22 protein-coding genes are annotated in these 23,916 nt (G+C 44.6%); 8 read left to right on the top strand and 14 right to left on the bottom strand.

Features of this window, described 5'->3' with window-relative positions:
• Nucleotides 1-29: 29 nt before the first annotated feature.
• A complete protein-coding gene (locus L4D05_RS07395; RefSeq protein ID WP_428751661.1) occupies nt 30-704 on the bottom strand; it encodes a beta-ketoacyl synthase chain length factor in 675 nt (224 codons plus the stop codon).
• A 70-nt stretch (nt 705-774) separates the two neighbouring features.
• Between L4D05_RS07395 and L4D05_RS07390 the strand changes: the two genes are divergently transcribed.
• The 4 genes from L4D05_RS07390 to L4D05_RS07375 all read left to right on the top strand — a co-directional run bounded on the left by L4D05_RS07390 (nt 775) and on the right by L4D05_RS07375 (nt 3,353).
• On the top strand, nt 775-1,167 hold the full coding sequence (locus L4D05_RS07390) for a hypothetical protein (protein WP_428793480.1): 393 nt from the start codon (nt 775-777) through the stop codon (nt 1,165-1,167).
• Nucleotides 1,168-1,195: 28 nt separating this feature from the next.
• Nucleotides 1,196-2,266 (top strand): methyltransferase, encoded by a 1,071-nt coding sequence (locus L4D05_RS07385; RefSeq protein ID WP_428751663.1) that lies wholly within the window; start codon nt 1,196-1,198, stop codon nt 2,264-2,266.
• A gap of 194 nt (nt 2,267-2,460) precedes the next feature.
• A complete protein-coding gene (locus tag L4D05_RS07380) occupies nt 2,461-2,799 on the top strand; it encodes a hypothetical protein (RefSeq protein ID WP_428793479.1) in 339 nt (112 codons plus the stop codon).
• A 242-nt stretch (nt 2,800-3,041) separates the two neighbouring features.
• The gene (locus tag L4D05_RS07375; RefSeq protein ID WP_428793478.1) at nt 3,042-3,353 is read left to right on the top strand and encodes a hypothetical protein; all 312 of its coding nucleotides are present in this window, start codon (nt 3,042-3,044) and stop codon (nt 3,351-3,353) included.
• Nucleotides 3,354-3,440: 87 nt separating this feature from the next.
• On the opposite strand, the gene L4D05_RS07370 is transcribed toward L4D05_RS07375, so the two are convergent.
• The 5 genes from L4D05_RS07370 to ugpB form a co-directional block, all read right to left on the bottom strand.
• Nucleotides 3,441-4,289: an HAD-IIB family hydrolase gene (locus L4D05_RS07370; protein ID WP_428793565.1), complete on the bottom strand. Its 849-nt coding sequence runs from the start codon at nt 4,287-4,289 to the stop codon at nt 3,441-3,443.
• Between the two features lie 13 nt (nt 4,290-4,302).
• Nucleotides 4,303-5,409, bottom strand: a complete 1,107-nt coding sequence (locus tag L4D05_RS07365) for a sn-glycerol-3-phosphate import ATP-binding protein UgpC (protein WP_428793477.1) — start codon at nt 5,407-5,409, stop codon at nt 4,303-4,305.
• Nucleotides 5,410-6,258: a sn-glycerol-3-phosphate ABC transporter permease UgpE gene (gene ugpE / locus L4D05_RS07360; protein ID WP_428793476.1), complete on the bottom strand. Its 849-nt coding sequence runs from the start codon at nt 6,256-6,258 to the stop codon at nt 5,410-5,412. It lies immediately after the preceding gene.
• The gene (ugpA, locus tag L4D05_RS07355; RefSeq protein ID WP_428793475.1) at nt 6,258-7,139 is read right to left on the bottom strand and encodes a sn-glycerol-3-phosphate ABC transporter permease UgpA; all 882 of its coding nucleotides are present in this window, start codon (nt 7,137-7,139) and stop codon (nt 6,258-6,260) included. The genes ugpE and ugpA overlap by 1 nt, the downstream gene beginning before the upstream one ends.
• Before the next feature lie 70 nt (nt 7,140-7,209).
• On the bottom strand, nt 7,210-8,517 hold the full coding sequence (gene ugpB / locus L4D05_RS07350) for a sn-glycerol-3-phosphate ABC transporter substrate-binding protein UgpB (RefSeq protein ID WP_428793474.1): 1,308 nt from the start codon (nt 8,515-8,517) through the stop codon (nt 7,210-7,212).
• A gap of 234 nt (nt 8,518-8,751) precedes the next feature.
• Here ugpB and L4D05_RS07345 point away from each other — a divergent pair, with 234 nt between their 5' ends.
• The 3 genes from L4D05_RS07345 (at nt 8,752) to L4D05_RS07335 (ending at nt 11,307) form a co-directional block, all read left to right on the top strand.
• The gene (locus tag L4D05_RS07345; RefSeq protein WP_428793473.1) at nt 8,752-9,504 is read left to right on the top strand and encodes a glycerophosphoryl diester phosphodiesterase; all 753 of its coding nucleotides are present in this window, start codon (nt 8,752-8,754) and stop codon (nt 9,502-9,504) included.
• Between the two features lie 2 nt (nt 9,505-9,506).
• Nucleotides 9,507-10,322: a DeoR/GlpR family DNA-binding transcription regulator gene (locus L4D05_RS07340; RefSeq protein WP_428793472.1), complete on the top strand. Its 816-nt coding sequence runs from the start codon at nt 9,507-9,509 to the stop codon at nt 10,320-10,322.
• 295 nt (nt 10,323-10,617) lie between these two features.
• Nucleotides 10,618-11,307 (top strand): murein L,D-transpeptidase catalytic domain family protein, encoded by a 690-nt coding sequence (locus L4D05_RS07335; protein WP_428793471.1) that lies wholly within the window; start codon nt 10,618-10,620, stop codon nt 11,305-11,307.
• A gap of 143 nt (nt 11,308-11,450) precedes the next feature.
• Here L4D05_RS07335 and L4D05_RS07330 read toward each other — a convergent pair whose 3' ends face one another.
• Together L4D05_RS07330 and L4D05_RS07325 are read right to left on the bottom strand one after the other, a co-directional pair.
• A complete protein-coding gene (locus tag L4D05_RS07330) occupies nt 11,451-13,451 on the bottom strand; it encodes a methyl-accepting chemotaxis protein (RefSeq protein ID WP_428793470.1) in 2,001 nt (666 codons plus the stop codon).
• A gap of 269 nt (nt 13,452-13,720) precedes the next feature.
• Nucleotides 13,721-15,118: a DEAD/DEAH box helicase gene (locus L4D05_RS07325; protein WP_428793469.1), complete on the bottom strand. Its 1,398-nt coding sequence runs from the start codon at nt 15,116-15,118 to the stop codon at nt 13,721-13,723.
• A gap of 274 nt (nt 15,119-15,392) precedes the next feature.
• Between L4D05_RS07325 and L4D05_RS07320 the strand changes: the two genes are divergently transcribed.
• Nucleotides 15,393-16,781 carry an MATE family efflux transporter gene (locus tag L4D05_RS07320; protein WP_428793468.1) on the top strand — a complete coding sequence of 463 codons (1,389 nt, stop codon included), beginning with the start codon at nt 15,393-15,395 and terminating at the stop codon, nt 16,779-16,781.
• A 58-nt stretch (nt 16,782-16,839) separates the two neighbouring features.
• Here L4D05_RS07320 and dgcA read toward each other — a convergent pair whose 3' ends face one another.
• The 6 genes from dgcA to L4D05_RS07290 form a co-directional block, all read right to left on the bottom strand.
• Nucleotides 16,840-17,805, bottom strand: coding sequence for an N-acetyl-D-Glu racemase DgcA (gene dgcA, locus L4D05_RS07315; protein WP_428793467.1), 966 nt, complete (start codon nt 17,803-17,805; stop codon nt 16,840-16,842).
• A 24-nt stretch (nt 17,806-17,829) separates the two neighbouring features.
• A complete protein-coding gene (gene dgcN / locus L4D05_RS07310; protein ID WP_428793466.1) occupies nt 17,830-18,834 on the bottom strand; it encodes an N-acetyltransferase DgcN in 1,005 nt (334 codons plus the stop codon).
• A 150-nt stretch (nt 18,835-18,984) separates the two neighbouring features.
• Nucleotides 18,985-19,893: a LysR family transcriptional regulator gene (locus L4D05_RS07305; RefSeq protein ID WP_428793465.1), complete on the bottom strand. Its 909-nt coding sequence runs from the start codon at nt 19,891-19,893 to the stop codon at nt 18,985-18,987.
• A gap of 163 nt (nt 19,894-20,056) precedes the next feature.
• Entirely contained in the window at nt 20,057-21,832 is a 1,776-nt protein-coding gene (locus L4D05_RS07300) for a M28 family metallopeptidase (RefSeq protein ID WP_428793464.1), read from the bottom strand.
• 564 nt (nt 21,833-22,396) lie between these two features.
• On the bottom strand, nt 22,397-22,771 hold the full coding sequence (locus L4D05_RS07295) for a diacylglycerol kinase (protein ID WP_428793463.1): 375 nt from the start codon (nt 22,769-22,771) through the stop codon (nt 22,397-22,399).
• Entirely contained in the window at nt 22,764-23,849 is a 1,086-nt protein-coding gene (locus tag L4D05_RS07290; RefSeq protein ID WP_428793462.1) for a DUF4056 domain-containing protein, read from the bottom strand. Before L4D05_RS07290 ends, L4D05_RS07295 begins: the two co-directional genes overlap by 8 nt.
• Nucleotides 23,850-23,916 lie beyond the last annotated feature (67 nt).

Below are 23,916 nucleotides of genomic sequence, written 5' to 3'. Positions count from 1 at the left end.
TTACGGTTGATATGGTTAAAGGGGGTGTTCTATTCAGACTTTAACCACTGCTGAAGAAAATCTAAGGCTTGTGGTAAACGGCTATTGGTTTGGTGGCTATTTTGAAGTAAAAATGAGTTCGTCTCGCCGCGAGTTAACACCAACCCTAAGCTGTAGCCACGGAACTCTTTGTCTTCATACTGTTGATAAACCTCGGGTACGGGCTCGTCAAAGTCTACGAGTAGCACGCGATGCGATGGATTATCTTCTAGGTAACTCCAAGTTTCGATAAGTGCGCTATTAAAGGTATCACTGCTAGCGGAAATAGAGGTTACTGGGATCGCTTGTTTAGCCGCTATCGTAGTGAGACCTGCTGCCGTATTATGAACAGATTGAGAGAATGCCATCGGTGAGGCATCTTCACCACTAATGATACTTTTAATTAGTTCAGAACTGCGTTGCAACTCACCATGTCGGCTAGAAAAAACAATATAATCAATGTGCTGGTTTTCCATGAGTTCGAGTGCGCACTGGACTGCGAGCTTACTTAATGAACTCATTCTACGTCGCATCATCGCTGGGATTTTATTGACTTCAAGCGTCTCGTCTTCAGGCCATTGTGCTGATTTAGACCAGGAAAACCAATCTGACGGCGTATGTAATCCTTTGGATTTTGCACACCAAGCGTCAATTTGGAAAGAAAGTAATGGTAATGAATGAGACATAAGATATTGATTTATTGGCACACGACTGGATAATCATATCGTTTTATAAACTAAAATGTAAGGAAATAGTATGAAAGCGCTAAAGTTTGCAGTGGCATTTGTCATGACGTTGGTATTAGTTGGTTGTGGGCGAGTACAACCAGTATTGAACTTTGAAAATGAGCCAGTGGCGCATGATTTGACCGCAGAGCAAGTTAAGTCTGCGATAATCGCAGCCGCAACAGCGAGAGAGTGGGTTATTTCTGAGCCTAAACCAGGTGTATTAAAGGCAACGATTTTGGTTCGCACCCACGAAGCGGAAGCTGAAATCCCATATACCAATAAATATTATTCCATCACTTACGTTAGTTCTAAAAATCTAAAAGCAGCGGATGGTGAAATTCATCGCAATTACAATCGCTGGATCAATAATTTGAATACTGATATAAGAAAGCAACTTACCGCTGCCGCAGCGTCGAAATAATTTAATAATATAGTAATCGGGATTTTACGTGTCAGAACAAAACATTGATCCATACAATGCATTTGAAGCAAAGACAGCCGCTCAAGAGCTGTCTTTCGCTCCGATTGTGTTTCAAGCTGCTCGCACCCTAAGAGATTTGGGAATTCTAGCCGAACTCGACAAAGTTGGTGAAAAGGGTCTTAATGCCGAAGAAATAGCTCAAGCAACAGGTGTTTCGGAATACGGGGTGAAAGTACTACTGGATATGGCGATTAGTGCCCATATTGTATTGTGGAATAAACCAAATTATTCATTGGCGAACATGGGGCATTTTTTGCTCCATGATGGTATGACCCAAGCGAATATGGATTTTACTGCTGATGTTTGTTACGCCGCGATGATGCATTTAACAGAATCCATTAAAGAAGGTAAACCCGCTGGTCTGAAAGAGTTAGGCGAGTGGGAGACCATCTATCAGGGACTGTCTCAACTACCTGAAAAAGCGAAAGAAAGTTGGTTTAAGTTTGACCATTTCTATTCTGATCGTTCGTTTCCTATTTTGCTTAAAGAAGTGTTCAGCCTAAAACCTAAACACATCGTAGATATTGGTGGAAATACCGGAAAGTGGGCCCTGCAGTGTTGTGGTTACAATGATGATGTTGAAGTCACTATCGTTGATTTACCCCAACAGCTTAATGTGGCGATGAAAAATGTTGCTGACAATGGCTTTGCTGATCGCGTTCATCCATTTCCTGCGAATATGCTAGATAAATCGCAGCCATTACCCGCGCATGCTGATGTGTGGTGGATGAGCCAATTCCTAGATTGTTTTTCGCCAATGGAAATCCTGACCATTTTGAAAAACGTACGAGCTCAGCTTGCCCCTGGCTCGACGGTTTATATTTTAGAACTGTTTTGGGATGCACAAAAATACGATGCCGCCTCATTTAGTCTAAACGCTACCTCGTTGTATTTTACTTGTCTTGCTAATGGTAATAGCCGTTTCTACCGTAGCGAAGATTTCTTAGAAATCGTTGAAGCTGCTGGGCTTGAGGTGACAGAGCGTACCGATAATATTGGGTTGGGTCATACGTTATTGAAGTTGAAAGCGAGCGACTAAGTTTTTGTGACTAAGCATTTGTGGCTAAGTACCTGAAAATACGTATTTGAAACTCAGCATTAACGATGTGCAATGAAAGGTTCGAATGATTTTTGATGCATAACTGATTGGAGTAACGACGTTGCTTGGCGATACACTTTTGATATGGACGAGAGTCCTGTCGAATTATCGTTATTATGAGTAAGGCCGATTACATGTCTAAAGTTATTTTTCGCGCAGCGTTAGTGCTTACTATTATCGTGAGTACGGGGTGTGTTACCCGCAAAATCCCTGTCGAACCTGGGGCAGAGAAAGTTCACGCAATCTCTGCTGTTGCTCAACAAGGGATGAGCTGTGAGAAGGTCGATACCTTCAAGTTTGAAGATGGACACCCGAATAATTTTTATCAGTACATTAAGAACACAACGTATATGTTGGGTGGCACACATTTTCAGATTGAAGACGTGATTAAAACTCGCAAAGGGCGACCAGTTGGTGCGCAGGTATCGGCGTACCACTGCCAATCAGTGGCTTCTAGCGCTAATCGCGGATAGTGTGAGTACAAAAAGTCGATATTGTGAATTCAATGTCGGCTTTTTTATTTAAGCAATTGAGCAGCTAAGTAAGCAACCCAGTATCTACTACTAACATGACGGAAATCTTAAACCCCAACGTTAGCTGAAAATTAGGTTGTGCATACATTCTATTGACTTTATCGATAGGCGCTATTTGGTTTTGAATACGGTAACGATTATAGTCGCGTCGAATTATGATTGTTATTGTCAGAGCCTAATAAATGTTTAAAGTAGTTTGTACCACACTGTTTCTCCTCCTCACTTTACTGACCACAGGCTGTGTGACGAGAAAAATCCCCGTAGACCCTGAAGCGACAAAAATTCGAATGATGTCTGATTTCACCGAAAAACGTATGCAATGTGAACAGATAGATACATTCGTGTTTGAGGACGGGCATCCGAATAATTTCTATCCGTACATTAAGAACACCACGTACATGTTGAGTGGTACTCACTTTAATGTGGATAAAGTGATTAAAACTCGTAACGAGCTTCCAGCCGGGGCACAAGTTTCGGTTTATCACTGTAAGTAAACACGAATATGAGTAATTACTCGCCTTTAGTGTGAAAAAAGCCGATATTGTGTACGCAATGTCGGCTTTTTTGTGAAGCATGGTCAATTACTGCTTAGCTTGAATAATCGACGCAGCTAGCTCTGAAAACCCATATCCACCACTACTGTCTGTGATATAACTTGGCTTTGTACTGAGTTGTGGTAACCATCGAGTGATATTGCTTACCCCAAATGTCATAGGGAGCCATGAGAACATAGACTCGTCGTTGAGGGAGTCGCCAATGTAAGTGATGTGTTCGAGAGGTAAGGATTTTTGCGATAATTGCTGTCGAAGCAAAAGCTCACTCGTTGCTTGCTTACTGTGCTCGCCTATCCACACGTTAATATGAATTGAACTTTGCGTGGCTTTTACCTTATGACCTGCAATCGACAGTTGCTGAATACGCGCGAGTAACTCTTGGCATGTGTCGCGATCAACGGCAGAGCGGTCTTGTCCTATATTGATGGCCACATCACAGTAGCGAAACGCCTGATCACTAGCGAAATCAGTATCGGGGTAGTCACGAAGCAATTCACTTAATGCTTCCATTAATAGTGTTTGTTGGTGCTTCATCGTTGCGATGGGTAATACTGACTGTGTGTGAAAGCCGTTGAAATCTTTTTGCATGAAAAAGGCACCATTTTCGCCAATAACACTATGAACAGGCCATAATTTTGCGATTTGGTCACACCACCCTGCACACGCGCCTGTTACCGCAATAACATGAACCCCCACCTCCTTGAGTTGTGTTAGTGCTTCAAGGGTTTGGGCGGGTAGCGTGCCTTGCCATGTTAATGTGTCATCAACATCAGTGAGCAACCATTGAATACGTTTCAGTGCCTCAGTCGGGACGGCAGTCAATGGCTGTGGATTTTTCAGCGATTGAGAGGTATTTGACGTTACTGGTGACAACATGTTGTTTGCGTTGTTAGGCATTGATAACCTCTGGGTTGTTTGCCACATGAGTATCAAACTCGATGCGTTTTTCGGTCTTAGAGTCAAATAAATGGACATGATTTAGGTCGATATCTAAACCAAGAATATCACCAATGTTGATGTTACTGTGTCCTTCCACTCGCACGACCAGTTTTTGTGCTTGGTTATCTTGAGTTTTGCAGTAAAGAAGTAAATCAGCGCCCAGTGATTCAACCAATTCCACCTCGACTTCAAACCAAGGGTCGGTTTCAGCAATGGTAAGGTGTTCTGGCCGTAAGCCGAGTTTGACTTCGCCGAGATCGAGTAATTGAGTCTGGCATGGCAGTAAAGCATGCCCAATCTGCAGACCATCCACGGTGACGTTCGCATCAAGAATGTTCATTGATGGTGAACCGATGAAAGTGGCGACAAACATGGAGGCGGGGTTGTCATAAATCTCTAACGGTGTGCCTACTTGTTCGACGTTACCTTTGTTAAGTACAACCAGCTTGTCTGCAAGTGTCATGGCTTCGACTTGATCGTGTGTCACGTAAACAGACGTTGTCGCCAGCCTGCGTTGCAGTTTCTTAATCTCAAGACGCATTTGTACTCGTAACTTGGCATCGAGGTTAGACAAGGGTTCATCAAATAAGAATACCTTGGGCTCTCTAACGATCGCTCGACCCATCGCTACACGCTGTCGTTGACCACCGGAAAGCTCTTTGGGTTTGCGATCGAGTAGGTGTGAAAGCTCGAGCATTTCTGCTGCTTCATCGACTAAACGCTGGATTTCCGCCTTGGGGGTTTTACGATTGCGAAGTCCGTACGCCATGTTATTGAACACCGACATATGCGGATAAAGCGCATAGTTTTGGAACACCATCGCAATGTCTCGTTCACCCGGTTCAAGGTGGTTGACGACGGTGTTGTCGATGGTGAGCTCACCGGAGGTGATTTCTTCTAATCCCGCTATCATGCGCAGTAGTGTTGATTTGCCACAGCCGCTGGGTCCAACAAGCACCACCATTTCGCCATCATTGATGTCTAGGTTTAATTTTTGCACGGCTTGATAGCCATTTGGGTACGATTTTGCGATGTTTCTAAGAGTGAGCGTTGACATTTATTTCTCCGAATCGACTAGGCCTTTGACGAATGCTTTTTGCATGCCAATAACAACAATGACAGGGGGCAGCATAGCGATAATGGTGGTCGCCATAATTTTGTTCCATTCGACGACGCCATCGACGACGCCTAGCATTTGTTTGATACCCATAACAATGGTGAAGTATTGAGCATCGGTGGTGATCAGTAATGGCCAAAGATATTGGTTCCAGCCATAGATAAAGGTAATAACAAAGAGCGCAGCGATATTCGTTCTCGACAAGGGCAGTAAAATATCAATAAAGAACTTGATAGGTCCCGCACCATCCATACGAGCGGCTTCGACTAACTCATGAGGGACGGTTAAAAAGAACTGACGAAACAAGAAAGTCGCCGTCGCACTAGCGATGAGCGGAATCGTTAAGCCTGAAAATGAATTGAGCATATTCAGGTTAGTAATAACCTCAAATGTCGGCATGATACGCACTTCAACGGGCAGCATGAGCGTGAAGAAAATCATCCAAAATGCCAACATACGTCCGGGAAATCTGAAAAATACCACCGCGTAGGCGGATAAAATGGAGATAGTTAGCTTACCGACGGTAATGCATAACGCCATGATGAGTGAATTAAATAACATGTGCGTGATGGGTAAGGCCGAATTATTGTAGGTACTCTCGTTACTCCATAACTCTCTAAATACACTAAGCCCTAGATCGCCGAACCAAAGTGGTGTACCTGTAGCGAAAGCCGTGTTGTCATGAGTGGTTGCGACGAGCGCAACCCAAACAGGTAGTGCAATAGAAAGAATGCCAAGGATCAAAATAACATGACAAAAAATCGCAAATAGGGGTCTTCGTTCAACCATTAGTACGCCACCTTCTTTTCAACATATTTAAATTGGAATACCGTTAGAAGGGCCACTAACGCCATTAGAATCACCGATTGAGCGGCTGATGAACCGAGGTCGAGTCCGATGAAACCGTCGTTATACACTTTATAAACTAGGGTGGACGTACTGTTGCTTGGTCCGCCTTGTGTCATAGCGTGAATCACCGCGAACGTATCGAAAAAGGCATAGACAAAATTCACCACTAACAAGAAAAAGCTGGTGGGCGAAATCAATGGAAAGCTGATGGTCATAAAGCGTTTAATTGGCCCGCTTCCGTCAATCGCTGCTGCTTCGTGCAAGGATTTAGGCACCGATTGCAGCGCGGCAAGAAAGAACAGAAAGTTGTAGCTAATTTGCTTCCATGTCGAGGTAATGATGACCATCCACATCGCGTGGCTGCCGTTCAATGTCGGGTTCCAATCTATGCCAAACCATCCGAGCATTTCAGTCACGACCCCAATGGTCGGGTCAAAGAGAAAGAGCCATAGCGAGCCAGCAACAACGGGGGCGACGGCATACGGCCAGATGAGAAACGTGCGATAAAAGGTTGACCCGCGAACAATTTGCTCAGCAAACGCCGATAAAATTAGTGCGCTAATTAACGCGAGAAAGGCCACGCTAATACTAAACTGCAATGTCGTAAGAAATGCATCAAGGTAATAGCTGTCGTTGAAAAGAGTCACGAAGTTTTCTAGGCCGACGAATTCTTTACTTAATCCAAACGCGTCTTCAAGCTGCGAGGATTGGAAAATAGCCTGACCCGCAGGCCAGATAAAAAAGACTAAAGTGATGAATAGCTGAGGCGCGATGAGCGCGACAGGCAGCCACTTATTTTTAAATACAACGGGAGATGACATACAAGTGTTCCAAGGTACGACGGCAAAGCAAAATATCGCCACCGCTAACGGTGGCGACTAATTATGTTTTTTATTTTTGCGTGCGTTCAAAGCGGCGCAGTTGTTCGTCACCGCGGCGAACAGCGTTGTTGAGTGCCGTTTTCGCAGACGCTTTTCCTGCCCAAACGGCTTCTAGCTCTTCATTAATAATGTCGCGAGTTTGCAGGAAATTACCAAAGCGAACACCTTTAGAGTTCGCAGTAGGCGTTGTAGAGGTCATCTGCACAACGGCGGTATCGGTCCCTTGGTTAGATTGGTAAAAGCCTTGTTGCTTAGTGAGTTCATAGGCTTCTTTAGTTATTGGCAGGTAGCCTGTGAACTGGTGCCAATCGGCTTGAACCGTTGGGCTTGATAGGTAACTAAAGAACTTGGCAACACCTTTGTATTCTTCATTAGAATGACCACGAAGCACCCAAAGAGAGGCACCACCAATGATGGTGTTTTGTGGTTTTTCAATCAACGTATCGTCGTAAGGCAGTTGTGCGACACCCACATCGATGCCTTTCATGTTTTCTTGGATACCAGCAAGACCTGCTGAAGAGCCCATCGTCATACCACATTCTTGCGTATAGAACAGCGGCATCCCGTCAGATTGGCGACCCCCATATTTAAAAATGCCTGCTTTTGACCATTCACCCATCTGTTCGATGTGTTTAACAAATGGTGCGGCGTTGAATTCAAACTGAGTGTCTACACCGCCAAAACCATTATTGTTATTAGCGACAGCAATATTGTTTCTAGCACCAAAGTTTTCGATTTGTGTCCAAGACTGCCATGTAGTGGTAAAGCCGCACTGCGCGCCAGATTCCATCAGTTTACGTGAAACTGACTCCATTTCTTTCCATGTTTTTGGTGCTGCACTAATGCCAGCTTTTTTAAACATGTCTTTGTTGTAGTACATAACAGGGGTTGAGCTGTTAAAAGGCATAGACAGCATGTCACCATCATTAGTGGTGTAGTAACCTGTGACGGCGGCGAGGTAATCTTCAGTATTGAACGGTTCTTTGGTATCTTCCATCAGTTCATACACAGGGTAGATGGCTTGTTTAGCCCCCATCATTGTTGCGGTACCCACTTCAAATACTTGTACAATCGCTGGTTGCTCTTTTGCTCTAAAGGCCGCAATTGCGCTGGTCATGGTTTCAGCGTAGCTGCCTTTATAAACGGGCTTTATCTCGTATTCTGATTGGCTGGCATTAAAGTCAGCGGCAATTTCATTGACTTTTTGACCAAGCGCCCCGCCCATTGCGTGCCACCATTCTACTTCTGTTTTAGCGTGAACTTGTGTGCTTAATAGTGCGGTTGTTAATGCTAAACCAGTAAATGTCTTAATTGACATGAGATCTTCCTTATCTGAGGACATCAATATTGTGGTAGTAAGAATTGATGGAAAAGAATTAGTTGCCACCAAAATGTTCACTTGAAAGTTAAATGAACTTAATGACGCTTTAGTGACAATAAAATGAAGTTAATTTTTCGATTGTGTTCATTCTTGTTCATTTTTTATGAAATAAAATCGTAACGTTAATCTGAGATTCTTCGGTTTAAATTTATGAACCAGAGAAGATTATTAATGAAGTTAACCGCACACAGAGGCGTGTCCAGTATGGCGCCAGAAAATACGTTGGTAGCATTTAATTTAGCGAAGCAATATCACTGTGATTGGATTGAGTTAGATGTTCAGCTGAGCGCGGATAATATCCCTATGGTCATCCATGATAAAACGGTAGACCGATGCAGTAATGGCAGTGGGCGAGTTTCCCAAATGACGTTGCAGGAGCTTAAACAGCTAGATGCGGGTTCTTGGTTCGATGATAAATATAAACAGGAACAAATTCCGACACTTAGTGAAGTACTATTGTTGGCTAAAGCTAATGGGACTAAGGTAAATATTGAAATAAAGCGCTACCCGGACGATGATGTATTTGAACTTTGCGATCAAATAAAAAACGTCATAGATGCGCATAACCTAACATTGGCTGACCTGCTATTTTCTAGTTTTGATAGTAGTGTATTAAAGTATCTTGGAGTGATATTGCCAGAGATAAAACGTGGTCAGCTTTGGCAAAGTATTCCAACTAATGCCAGTGAACTATTGTTAGAAATAGAGGCATTCAGCGTGCATTGTGATTATCGTTATTTGTCTAAAGGGCAGGCGAAGAATATTAAGTCATTGGGTTACGAACTCTATTGTTATACGCCCAACAGACCGGGTGAGGTAGTTGAATATTGGGGGTGGGGCGTAGACATGATGATTACCGATAAGCCGCAATGTTATTATTCTATGGTCATTACGCCGAATACTGCAGTGTGTGAGACCTTGTAATCATGCATAAATTAACTCTACGTCAGCAATCAATTATAGACAAAGTCCATCTTCAGGAATATTGCGCTATTGATGATTTAGCACGTTGCTTTGAGGTAACGACTCAAACAATAAGGCGAGATATAAACGAATTGTGCCGCCTTGGGCTAGCGTGCCGTCATCACGGAGGCGTGGGTTTACCCGCGATGTTGGCGAATCGCAGTTATGTGTCGCGTCAAACGACCAATAAAGATGAAAAAGTGATTATTGCCAAGCAAGTGGCTCAGCATATTCCGAATGGTAGTACGGTATTTTTGGGTATTGGTACCACCATTGCGATGATTGCAGAACAATTAGTCGCTCATCAAGAGTTACGAGTAGTCACGAACAATTTTGAAGCAGCGCATGTCCTGTCTCAGTGCGATCATATTGAAACTTGGGTACCCGGTGGGCGAGTTCGAAGCAATGATAGAGACGTCGTTGGGGACCACGTGGTACCATTTTTTGACCAGTTCTCCGCCGATATTGGTATTGTGAGCTGCGCTTCTATTCGTGCGGTAGAGATGTCAACGAGTGTGCGATCTTGCTCGTTTGCGTCTGCACCATGTGAACAGCAAGATTATGCTTTTGAGCATGAATTACGAGAGGCCGCAGTCAGCCAACATATTATTGCTGGTGCAAATGAAAGATGGTTGGTAGCAAACAGCTCTAAGTGGCAAGGTAAAGCCAACGCTAAAATCGCGTCACTGAGTTATTTTGACCGTATATTTACCGGCCATCATTCTCAGCAGACCAAGCCAGTCACATCATTAACAGCGGACGGAATGACATATGGTTAATGCATATTAATATGCATGCTATAAAATAGATTGTGCCATACAGATAGCATATGGGCTATGAATTAAGTGGCGTATTTATCTTGTAACACTTAATGTATTGGAATAAGAAGGTTAACTTATTGATTATAAATAAATCGATTAAAGTCTCTGTAGATATTATACGATTTGTTTCAAATTTTTGTTTAAAAACCACACAATAGTGTTCAATGTCTGCTCGAATTAGCGTAATATCTCGGCAATTATCCGTGCGTCATTGAACGTATGAATCGGTTTATTGAGCTAACTTGTTGTAGTAATGATTAAAAATATTATTTCCCCGCTATGGACGTTTGCTTTTATAGCGACTTTGGCATTTTCATATAATGCATACAGTGAAACAGAACTATTATCGAGCAAAACAGAGCTATCACCGGGCAATGTCGAGCTAAAGGCAGAGGCACCTAAAACGCTTGTTGAACTCATCTATCATCGTGCAGCCTTAGATGGTGTGGTTGATTTTCAGCTGTTTAAAGAGGCTTATATTGCTTATCGAAAAACGCCTGAAAAAAAGAAACCCTTATTAACCATCATTGATTATTCTAAGCCTTCAACCGATAAGCGATTTTATGTGATTGATTTAGATAAAAAATCGCTTATGTATAATACGTACGTTTCTCATGGTGTTAATAGTGGTGCAAAAGAAGCAACGGCGTTTTCCAACGCGATTAATTCTAGAAAAACATCGTTAGGTACCTTTGTCACCGACACCACTTATTATGGATCCAACGGGTATTCGTTACGGTTAGATGGCTTGAGTCGTGGTGTTAACGATAATGCAAGAGAGCGCTATATCGTCGTACACGGTGCAGACTATGCGAATGAATCATTTATTAAAAAGAATGGTTATTTAGGTCGCAGTTGGGGTTGCCCAGCACTACCTGAGGCACTATCTAAAGAGATTATTGACACCATTAAAGGTGGCAGTGTGATCTACGCGAGTTCCTAGCGGATAAGCGGCTCGTATCGGCGCTGACTCCAAATAAAAATACCGAGACTAATGCATTGTTCATGATTAGCTCGGTATTTTTTTATCTACGCTTTTAAGTGATAAAGTATTTTAAATTATTACGTTACGCATTCAATTTAACATTAGGCACTTAGTTTAAAAGCAGATACTTCGTTTACTAGCTCCGACATTCGCGACTCCACAGTACTCATTTCGTTGTGAAGGTTAGCAACGGTTTGATTGGTACTTTCCACAAGAGCCAATAAATTATCGATATCAGAATCAACCGATAGTGTGGTTTGAGACTGTTCTTCTGAAGCGGTAGCTATGCTGGTGTTGAAATCGGTAATTTCTTTCACCGTCACAGTGAGTGCATCCATCATATCGTTGGTTTCAGATACCATGGTTTGAGTGGTGTAGCTAGCATCTCGGCTACGCTGCATATTGCCAAAGGAGGTTTTGGCATTATCACTGATGTTGTCCAGAAGGTGTCGAATGTCTTCTGTGGACTGTTTACTGCGTTGCGCCAACGTTCTCACTTCGTCTGCGACGACAGCAAACCCGCGCCCTTGTTCGCCAGCTCTGGCGGCCTCTATCGCCGCGTTTAACGCGAGAAGGTTAGTTTGCTCTGAAATAGCATTAATGCTGTCGAGTATTTCAGTCACGTTCGCCATTTGCTGCTCAAGGCTTTCTAAGCACGTATAGGTATCGTTTACGCTTTCAATCAGACCCGTGGTAGTGGCGAGCGATTGTTCGCCGTGTCGATGACATTCTATAGCTTTGTCTTTGACACTATCGGCACTGTTTTGCGCCTCTACCGTGATACTGGCCACTTCTTGGCTGGTTTGTGACATTTCGGTCATCGCCGTTGCGATGTTGTCACAACGAAGGTGCGTCTGTTGGCTAGCTTCTTGCGCTTGGCTGACCAATTTCGTCATAGTTTTCATTTCGTGTTCGGTTCGGTTAGCAACATCGAGCGACTTACGTAACGCTTGGCTTAGACTGTCTGTAAGGTGATTAAAATGAAAGGCAATTTCACCCAATTCATCATTTTTGTTGCTGGTCAATTTCACCGTTAGGTCTTTGTTTTTCGCAATGTGGTCAAGTTGCTGACTAAATTGACGGACCCGCTGACGGATGGTGCGTACCGAATGGATGGCGAGTAGAGTCAATGGCACCACGACAAATAGCGCGAGAGTAATATAGGAAAAGCGAGTACGACTCGCTTGCGCTTTCAGTTCAGAAGCCGTCTGAGAAATATCGAGAGTAAAGGTATCACGCAGCGCTTTCACTGAGCCAATTCGTTTGGTGGCTAATGGGAACCACGTTTGCGGTGTTGGACCGGATAACGTGGCAAGGCTGTCTTTTTGGCTAAGGTACTGCTGTTGTATACCGTTAACTTCTTTCCAAGTCTGGCCACGAGTAATATCGATGAGTTGCTGTTTGATATCCCCTTGCAATAGAAGTTCGGCTTGTCTCAATGCTTGCTTTTCTGTAGCGACATACGTGTTGATATTGGTATAGGCGTCTAATGAAGAATGCTGCGCTGCAAAGGCACCATTAAGAGCGCCGCGAGCTTTCCCTGCTTCCTCTTTGATCACTAATAATTCTAGTAACCCCTGCATTTTCAGTTTGAGCTGTGGGTCACTAATTTGAGTCAGTAATACGGATAAGTTATCAAGTGCTAAAGTATTGATGTTGGTATAGAAAGCAAACGGAGAGTCTTTGATGTTTAGGTTGTCGACTTGCGTGCGTATATTACCTCTTCGCTCAAGTTGTTGCTTAATATCCATCATAAGGCTGCTAAAAAGCGCAGGCTCGATATGCACAGGTTGGAAAGTAATGAGGTTTTGATAAGCAAGGTCGGCATTTCTTCGTTGTTTTTTGAGTGCATCAACTTGTGAGCCTTGCCCTTTACTTGCAATGACACCCGCTGTTAATCCACGCTCAACCGCAAATTGGTGGGCAACTTCGTCGTAAAGGTGAAATAGCTGGACCGATTCTTCAGAGGTTTCTGCTTCAGAAACTTGCAGATTAGTTTGGCTTATTTGAATTCCAATTAAAATGATTAATAGAGACGTTGGAATTAAGAAAACGATTAGAATGGTATTCTTAATATTGAGCGAACGTAGCGACCTGAGCATGAATATAACCCTATGCAATATGTTTGCGATGAACTTAACAAAAATTGTTATCAAGTGAAAAGAGGTTGCATAGTTATTTTATAGAAGAATGATGTAGCGCAAGTGTAGTCAAAATATTGACTTAGTGTCAAAAATAAGGCTACCCATTAAGTAGTATCTCCTCGATGGTGTTTACTATTTGGCGGTAAGGCGATGGTCACAGCACCATTAAAAAAGCCATCTTGCGATGGCTTTTTTAATCAATAATAACGGCTTAATAAGCCGTCTAGTTATTGTGACTTAGCAACCGTATTGGTTGGTTTTGGCTTACGTCTTCTTGGGGCATTGCCTGGGCGGGCATTCGCGCCGGAACGAGCATTCGGTTTGCCGCCATTTTTGTTATTTGACTCAGAGTTACCAAATTGTCTCTGCTTGGTTTTTTGATGGCTATTCGTTGGACGTTGACCATCCGCATGTTCTGTTTTTGGCTGTTTTGGTTTCTTCGGCTTTTTAGGCTTCATTGCACGAGTGTCTGTTCTTGAGGCTGGCAGTGCATGAACAGGCTTGAAGCCTTCCATTTCATGTCGTGTTAACACTTCGCCAATTAGTCTCTCTATGGAAAACAGCTCTTTCGCTTCGTCTGCACAAACCAGTGAATATGCTTTACCCGTTTCACCAGCACGACCAGTACGACCGATACGGTGCACATAATCTTCAGAGACATGTGGTAAATCAAAGTTGACGACTTGTGGCAACTGAGGAATATCTAAGCCACGAGCCGCAATGTCAGTAGCCACTAACACACGGATTTGCCCAGTTTTAAACTGCTCCAGTGCTTTGGTTCTTGCGCCTTGGCTCTTGTTACCGTGGATCGCCATCGCAGAGATGTTTTTGCCTTCTAAAAAGCGAGCCAAACGGTTAGCACCGTGTTTGGTTTTGCTAAAGACGAGAACTTGCTTCCAGTCACCTTGTTCGATGAGCTTAGCCAGAATCGCTGACTTTTGGTTTTTGTCGGAAACATAGATGCTTTGCTCAACCAATTTAGTGGTTGAGTTAGGCGGGTTTACTGAAATCTCGACCGGATTGTGTACTAAGCCTTTTGCTAAAGAGCGAATTTCTGGCGAGAAGGTTGCCGAGAAAAGCAGGTTTTGACGCTCTTTTGGTAATAGGTCGAGGATCTTTTTAATATCACGGAAGAAGCCCATATCGAGCATACGATCGGCTTCATCAAGTACAAGTACTTCAAGCTGTGAAAACTTCACTGCATTCTGGCTGTAAAGATCGAGCAGACGACCCGGTGTCGCAACAAGGACATCACAGCCTTTACGAAGCTTTTGCATTTGCGGGTTGGCTTTAACGCCACCAAATATCACATTAGACGTTGTAGGCAGGTGAGCGCCATACTTAACTACGCTATCATGAACTTGAGCGGCAAGTTCACGGGTTGGCGTAAGGATAAGCGCGCGTACGTGATTGCTCTTGGCTCTTTGCCCTGAGCTCAACTTTTCAAGTAGCGGTAACGTGAATCCTGCAGTTTTGCCTGTTCCTGTTTGAGCGGCAGCCATGACGTCTTTGCCTTCGATAATGGCAGGAATGGCTTTTTCTTGAATTGGCGATGCTTTGGTGTAGCCAAGCTCGTCGATAGCGCGAAGAAGTGGAACAGATAATCCTAAGGATTCAAAACTCATAGTGGTACTCAGTAAGTGGGATAGCAGAGTGGGATAGCAAATCGATACTGCCGGGGTAGGCGTATCCTTTTTTGTGCACCCATACACCCTAAGATAGGGCAAGGCGCGCTATTTTGCGTGCTTTCGTGTCGAACATCAATACAATTCTCAGTTATTGGTGGCTTGAAATTAACCATGATGCCGTTTATATTGTCGCCGCCCACAGGGCACACCCTAAAATGCACACCGCCATCCCGCCATTACTGGTGCATTTATATTGGTGTTTTGAACCCCCATGCAAACTACCGCTCGTGCTTTTTTACCTCGTTTTACCCGCGAATCGGGAGCGTTAATGACGTTGTCGACGCCGATTATTTTGACCCAGCTTGCTACTCAGGCGATGGGTTTCGTTGATACGACAATGGCAGGGCAGGTGAGTCCTGCTGATCTAGCTGCGATAGCACTGGGTACCAGTCTTTGGATTCCGGTGTTACTGCTGCTGCGCGGCATTATTATGGCGTTAACGCCTGTGGTGGCTTTTCACCGCGGTGCCCGTGACTTTGATAGTATTTCTGTTGAATTTGTTCAGATGCTTTGGCTTGCACTAGCCTCGAGTGCTTTGCTTATTGGTTATTTATTAAGTGCTAAACCCATATTACTGTGGATAGGCGTGGCATCAGAGATTATTCCTATTGCCAGCGACTACGCGTACGCCCTAGCTTTTGGTGTGCCGGGTATTGCCCTGTTTTATACTTTGAATGGCTTTTGCGAAGGGATGAATAATACCAAAGCGCCGATGATCATTTCGGTCTTGGGTTTGCTCGTCAATATTCCCGTGAACTATGTCCTTATTTATGGCAAGTTTGGTTTGCCAGAAATGGGCGCTGTAGGGTGTGGCTGGGCAACCAGTTTGGTGTATTGGATGATGTCGGCGCTGTTGTACTCTTATATTAAAGGGCACCATCATTTTAAAACAATCTTACGTTTTAAAGACACTAAACCGCGAGCAAAAGAAATTAGCCATCTGTTAAAATTAGGCTTGCCGATTGGGATGAATATTGCCGTATGTGGCAGTATCTTCGCCGTGATTGCGTTGCTGATTGCACGGATTGGGGCAGAGAATGTGGCAGCTGCTCAGATTGCTCTGAATATTTCTAGCATGACGTATGTGATTCCAATGAGTATTTCTTTCGGCATTACGATTCGTGTGGGTCATGCTCTTGGTGCTAAGGATCATCTGGGCGCCGTTGAGCGAAGCCAGTTTGGTATTCTCGTTGCGGCATTAATGTCGTTGCTGTCTGTCGCGACGTTTTTATTGTTCCCTGAAGTTATCATTCGGCTTTATACCGCTGACCCTGCAATTAGTGCGACCGCAGCAACCTTATTGGTATTTACTGCCATGTATCAATTTAGTGATGCGCTGCAAACGTCAGCGAATGGTGCATTGCGCGGCTATAAAGATACCAAAGTGCCGATGTTTCTTGCGATTGCTTCTTATTGGGGGCTCGCGCTTCCAATTGGTGTGGTCTTGGGATTGACGGACCATATTGTTCCAGCAATGGGAGAAGAAGGTTTTTGGGTCGGTATACTGACAGGATTAACGGTTGCGGCTGCCTTGATGCTGCTCCGTCTGCGAATTGTTGTTCGCCGTCACTCAGATAGCGGTGATGTGTCACCTGCGTAATGAGTAAGACCGCAAGCAAACAGCCCGAGACTTGATGCTCGGGCTGTTTGCTATTCAATTACAATATTATCGCGCCATTTAGGTACGTTAGCTTGTCGTCTATATCAGTCCCTAAAAGAACGGGGCCATCAAGGTCAACAATATCCGCGTTAGTGGCGATCGGCAGAGCAGCTTTCATCGCCATCGAGGTACCTAGCATACAACCGGACATAATACCCAGCCCTAGCGCACGCGCGTGTTTTTCTAACGCTAATGCTTCAGTGAGTCCACCGGTTTTGTCGAGTTTAATATTGATCATGTCATAGCAGCCAACTAGGGCGTTAAGTTCGGCACGAGTATGGCAGCTTTCATCGGCGCACAGCGGGATGGGGTGGGGGATGCCCTTGAGTAAATGATCTTGTCCGCTAGGTACAGGTTGCTCGATCATAGCGACCTCCAACTTCGCAAGGGCACTAAAGATCGTCGGCAGATTCAATGTTTGCCATGCTTCATTGGCATCGATGATGATTTTGGCATTCGGTGCCGCCGCTCGGATTGCACGAGTTTTTTCGATGACCTCATCGGCATTAAGTTTCACCTTAAGTAAGGTTGCTCCCTCTTCGACATACCCTTTGGCTTGCTCTGCCATCACTTGAAGGCTGGCCATTGAAACGGTCATCGCCGTTTCAATTTTTGGTTTGATTGAAAATTGCTGCAGTGGGAATTGATGTCCCTTTTGCTTGGCTTCGAGTGCCCACAAAGCGCAGTCGATGGCGTTTCTAGCTGCACCAGCAGGCATTGTCTGTAAAGCCAAACGGGCCGAGTACGGCGTAAGGGAGGTGAGTTGTGAGCTAAATTGTGAAATTTGCGCTATTACTGAGTCCACCGTTTCGCCATATCTGGGGTAAGGAGTGCACTCCCCTTCAGCGGTGAAACTCTCGAATTGCACAGACACGCGAACGACGTCGCAATGCGTGCGAGTGCCTCGAGAAATAGTAAAAGGCTTGGCTAATTTTATCGCGTGATGGCAACTGATTATCTTCATAGTGCTCTCTTATTTAGTGCTCTCTTACAATGTCGATAGCTTTTGGGTAATGGTTTCAACTCCGAAGCGTACAGGGTCAGTTACTGGGAGCTTATATTGCTCACTCAAGCTTAAACACAATTGTTTAGCGTCCGTTACACTTAATACCGAAGTATTTAAACAGATACCAGCGAATTGAACGTTGGGGTTTGTCACGCGAGCGGCGCAAAGATTGGCTTCAATGGTTTGGTCGAGCGTCGGTAATGGGGCGTGCGGTAGATTCCGGATGTGCTGGCGACCGACTTCATGACATAGAATCAGGGCATCCGGTTGTGCCCCGTGTAAAAGCCCTAGGCTGACGCCAGCAAAAGAGGGATTAAATAATGACCCTTGTCCTTCAATAATATCCCACTGGTGTGTGTCGAAATCAGGGCTTATTTGTTCAACAGCACCCGAGATAAAATCCGCCACCACGGCATCAACGGATATACCTTGACCGTCAATTAGGATGCCGGTTTGGCCGGTGGCTTTGAAGCGAGCGTTGATTCCGCGTGAATTAAGTGACTGTTCGATTGCTAAAGCACTGAACATTTTGCCAACCGAGCAATCTGTACCAACGGTTAGCAGCCGCATACCTTGACGCTTTTTCCCTGTCCCCACACATAGCCGTTCATCGTAGTGGCGAACGTCAAATAGATGGGTAATCCCTTGGTTTGCTAACTCGGTAAGTTCTGGTATTTCAGACAATCGTTGATGCATACCTGAAGCAATATCAAACCCCATGTTCGCGGCGCTGATCAGCGTGTCTAGCCAATTTCTAGGTATCACTCCCCCCGCATTCGCCGTGCCGATCACCAAGGTTTTGGCTCCTTGCTGTTTTGCTTGTTGCAGGGTCATCTCACTAAGACCTAGCGAAACGGTGTCTGCGGTGAGTCTAAGTTGACCTAAGCATGCTTCAGGCCGCCATTGCACAATACCACGCGCCGTTTTTGCGGAAAGAGGGTCGGTAACATCCCCGAGGAAAAGTAAGTATGGTTGAGAAATTCGCATGGTGTCCCTTTCATTTAGCGTGCATTAAGTAACAACTAAGATAAACGCGGTTTGAGCTAGGGACGAATACTCTATTGTTGGTTGCCTATAACGTTAGGTTATGGGCAGTGCTAATAGACAGTGGTTTAGTATTTTTACTGCGTTACTGCGTTACTGCGTTACTGCGTCATATTGGCGAAGTTGCTGCAAAAACTGTTTTGAAGTAATCGACAGTGGGTGTAGATCACTGGTCATTAAAGAGACTGAACAATCTAGTGGTGTGTTCAATTCTGCGACATAGAGTTCAGGGCAATGTTGGTATTGAGCGGCCGTCCAAGGATCAACAATGGCAATGCCCGCGCCAAGTTTTGCAAGCTCTGCGCCAGCGCTGTAATTTCGCACAGTGATAGAGGGGGCGTGGTTTGAGTCAATGGCAGCGATGGCTTGAGATAATTTGTCTCCCAATGGATCGCGGCTGTCCAATGCGATAATTGCGACGTCTTGTTGCAACAATAGTTCGAGCGGGATGTTAATAGGGTGCTTATCAGCAGGGATTAATGATTGGCAAGGTAAGCGAGGCAACAATATTTTCATGGCGGTTTTTATGAGTAATTCATGAGAAATCCCTGCCGGTGTTTTGTCGCCAAACGCGATCGCGATATCGAGTTCATTATTCAGTAATGCATCACACAACTCGTTACGATTCCCTGTGGTTAAATCGATAGTACATGCGTGTGATTGGTAGAAGTCCGCAATAATTGGGGTGAGCAAATGACTAGCAAGTACTGGTGGCGCACCAATACGAATATGCTGGTGTCCTTGCTTCACTTTATTGGTGAGAACTTGAAACTGATTGAGCTGGCGGTAGATGTTTTCAACTTCTGGCAGCAAGGTGTTTGCTTCAAGGGTAGGGACTAAGCGCCCTTTGACTCGTTCAAAAAGAGTAAAACCAAGCTGCTGTTCCGTATGAGCGAGAACTCGTGTGACATTGGGTTGTGATACATGTAGATTTTTTGCCGCGCCGGAAACGGTGCCAGCTTGCATGATGGCATAAAAGACTTCCAATTGTCGTAGGTTCACGTGTTTTCCATTTGTTTCTTCAATATGGAATCACTGTAATGGAATTTGCTTTAATTGAGAATCTTCATTGTTGAATCATGCCGCAGTGAATAGCTGCGCTGTGATAATGATGCTTTCCCTCCAGCACGTCTGTACTAGAGGAAAAGCATGGCTGCGATGTTAGTTAGTGTTTATCTTGGTCAAAATCTCCGTGGAAGTGGTCATGATCAGAAACGCTATCAGCGGCTTTAAGTCTTTCGCCTATGCGTAGTGATTGCGACGCGTTTTCGCGCAAACCAAAGCTTGCTACTTGTGGCGCCGCTTGCGGTTTTTCTGGGAATAAACTCGGACTCATTGCGTAATACGTTGTCACATAGGCAAGAGCCTGAGTATTAACATACAGGGCTTCTTGGCTGATGTTATTGAGATCATCACAAGCTTGGTGGTAGCAGACATCGTAAGCGACGCCAATATCGCCACCAAACTGCTCGACTTCTTCAGCCGATTTTACTTTCTCTGCGCCAGTAAATAGCCCACCAAATGCGACGCCCCAATCGGCAAAGCCTGCATAGTCTGAACGCTTGGAGAGTGCTTGTGGTACCGTTGTAAGCGTTTTTGAGCCAAAGAATTCGTTGAAATTTAGCTCAATGTCAGAGGTGCCATAAGGTGGCTCGAAATTGCCAGTGTAAGCATTGTCTGGGCTGTCTTTTGTATCGGATAGATCACCATCCATTACACCAAGTACGTAGTTTGGCGAGCCAATCATATCGAAATTAAGATAGAGTTTAATATCATTGTTCGCATTATAACGAGCCTCAACTAAATCGACTTGCTCAGCGGTGAGCTCGGATGGGTCACTAAGCCCGAGCTCTGCTAGTATTTCGTTTTGTGCTTGCGTATACAGTTGAGAGAAAAGCGTGCTGGTGTAATATTCAGAGCCCACCAGTCCGGCTTCTTCTGCTGCCCACCAAGCGAATCTAACTTTATTTTTAACGGGTATGCCTAAATCAGCCAATGTGACAGCATATTCCAGTAGACCTGCAGTACCGGAGCCATTATCGTTGATTCCGGGTCCCTCTGGTACTGAATCTAGATGAGCACCAATCATGACAATCTGTGATTCATCTCCACCTTTGGAGTCGGCAATAATATTCTCAGTGACAACAACCTCATCTTGAACGCTGACAGACAGCGATGCACTGACGGCATTGGCTTGTGATAAATCATACCAGGATTTACCAAGATCATAGCGCGCACCAAAAGCTGGGATAGTGGCTAAACTGTCGCTCCCCAATGTGCCGTTAACCACACTTTTGCGACCTTCATCGTTACCTTGGTTGAACACAATGGCCGCAATGGCTCCGGCATTTTGAGCGTTAACGACTTTAGCATCAAAGGAGCAGCCACCGCGTTGTATGACGGCAATCTTGCCAGCAATGGCTTTGCCGGTGAAATCGGATGCTTCACACCCGTCTGTGCTGTCGTAGTCGCTTGCGTCGAAGCGGAAGTCTGGTGTCACAAAGGCAAGGTTACTCGTCAGTAATCCGCTAGACGACCCAGAGTAAGACATGGTGGCAAAATCGGGCTCTTGCCCTGATTGTACATCGCGAACACCAATGAGAGGCTGTGTATCAACGACAAGCTGAGTGCCCGTTAGTTCTTCCCATGCTCGGAAGTCAAAGGATTGGGTAGTGACGTCATAGCCACTGTCTTGCATGACTTCAACGATATACTCCAACGAGTTTTGATAGCCTTTTGAACCGGCGGCGCGCGTGGTTGATGCGCCATCAGAGGTAGTAGAAGCAAGCCCTTCTAGCGTGACGAGGTGCTCAACCACTTCTTCACGTTCAATCTTCTCGCTGACGTATTTGGCAACGTTTTTCGGGTCTTCCCACCAACAGCCACTGAGCATTGTCGTACTGACTATTCCAGCCAATAGTATTTTATTATGTTGTTGCATCTGTTACTCCATGTTGAATATTCCATATGGGTTATGCACTCACCGATGCGGTGCATAACAAATAATGATTATTCAAGATGAATGTAAATAAAATGTAACAGAGTGCTAGTGTTAGATCGCTGGAAGACAACTCTAATTAATACTATGCAATGAGTGGCATTTTCATCGGTGAGTGGATAGTAGGTCTACATTCCAACACATTAATAGAACATGCTTATATATTATAGACTTATCAATTAAAACAGAAAAACGATTAACTTGGAAAGAGTAGGGCAAGAGTGAAAATGATCACGAATAAAATGGCGATAAGCTTGAACAGTTTACCTAGTTGGTTTGTGCCGCCGTTGGGCGGACGATTGCAGCATCCCATGAATTGGCCTTAGTTTTATCGTGTTTAGATAACACTAAGGCTTGACCTATGGGAAAGGTCAAGCCTTATTAGCCGTTAGTTTGGGTTTATTTGCCGTAAGTTAGGAGCGATTAACTATGAGTTTGAATTTACTAACGATTAATTTGAACTCACTAACTATTGGTTTGAACGTATTAGATAATGGTTTGAACGTATTAGCTAAAGTAAGTCCAAAGAATACTTGCCCATACGAGCAATGCTAACCCGATTGCAACAAATACTGCGGCTGAGCCGAGATCTTTGGCACGCCCTGATAGCTCGTGACGTTCTAGACCTATTCTATCGACAACGGCTTCAACAGCTGAATTCATCAGCTCAACGGTTATGACAAACAGTACACTGCTAATTAGTGCTGCTTTTTCTACGAGAGAAATATCCAGCCACGTAGCGACTGCGACCGCAATCACTAGGCCTATGATCTCTTGTCTAAACGCCGCTTCGTGCTTCCATGCGGCAATTAAACCAAACCAAGAATATTTAGCGGCGAGGAGTATACGTTTGATACCTGTGTTTTTTTGCATCTCAGTCATGGCTTTCGTTCAACTTCATCGATAATGCGTCATTGCGGTTATTTGAATGCTTATCGTCTTCAGCTTTCGCCACATTGGCGAGCGATTGGAAATCGTTAACAGTCCATACTTCCATTGACTTCAAAGCGACGGGGAGTATATCAAACGATTTGATATTGTCAGCTTTTACTAATTGAAATTGGGCGTGTTTTTCGAGTTCAGCAAATTCATTGAGTGACAATTGCGTGCCATTTTTAACGCCATTTGGTGTTAAAACAAGGGAAAACTGGTAATCACGAGTCTTGACCACCCATTTGTCTGGTAGACGGTTTTCGCTATCCCACCAGATACCATCGAGTGTTTTTAGTTGCGCGATCGTTGTGTCTTCATCTTGTGCATCAAGGGCTTTTAGGTGTTTGCGGAAATATTGCGGGAACAACAAGACGAAGTTCTTTTGAGTAATCGCAGGGTTCACCTCGATAATTTCTAGGGCAATACGTGCTCCCAGCATATTGGAATAAAGATCTTCGGGGGAAAACGCTGATGCGTATTCTTTAAAGCCACCGACAGATACTAGGCCATACCATTGGGCGACTTCGTGCCATTGCGCTAATCGAAATGCAAGCAGCGCGGCCAATTTTGCATCTTCATGCTCGGCAGCATTTAACGCATTGAGATCCGTCATTTCAATACGGCGCTCACGCAACTCAGGCGTAAGTTTAATCGATAGCGTGTCTTCCTTGCGGTTTTTGATAGCGCGATAAAGATAAAAAGCAAAATCAGCCGTGTCGCGAACATGCGCGGTATCGATAAATCCGCCTTTATTGGTAAAAATCAGACCGTTGGTTTCTTCAGATGTGCCAAACAGACTGCTGACAACGTTGGAAGAGCCGTCGTTAAAAACGTGCGCCTGAATATCTTCAGGGTTTAAAACGTTATTGATCGAGAAAAAGGGGACAGGGACGCTTCCTAGCTCTGCTTTTAAGCCCGTTCCAAAGGCGCAACATGGTCGAATTCCAACGGGTACGGTGTCGGTAGATGCAAAACTAGGTTGTAGTGATGCAAGCAGTAGACTGATGAACAAAAAAGCAACTTTCATAGAGAACCATATGTCGAGGGTGAAAAATAAAGCCGGCTAGTGTGGAGTTTACACTGACCAGTAATGT

This window comes from Vibrio nomapromontoriensis, from assembly GCF_050337205.1.
GTDB classification, from domain to species: Bacteria; Pseudomonadota; Gammaproteobacteria; order Enterobacterales; family Vibrionaceae; genus Vibrio; species Vibrio nomapromontoriensis.
The sequence above is the reverse complement of the archived record's forward strand: the minus strand, read 5'-3'. Positions and strand labels throughout refer to the sequence as shown.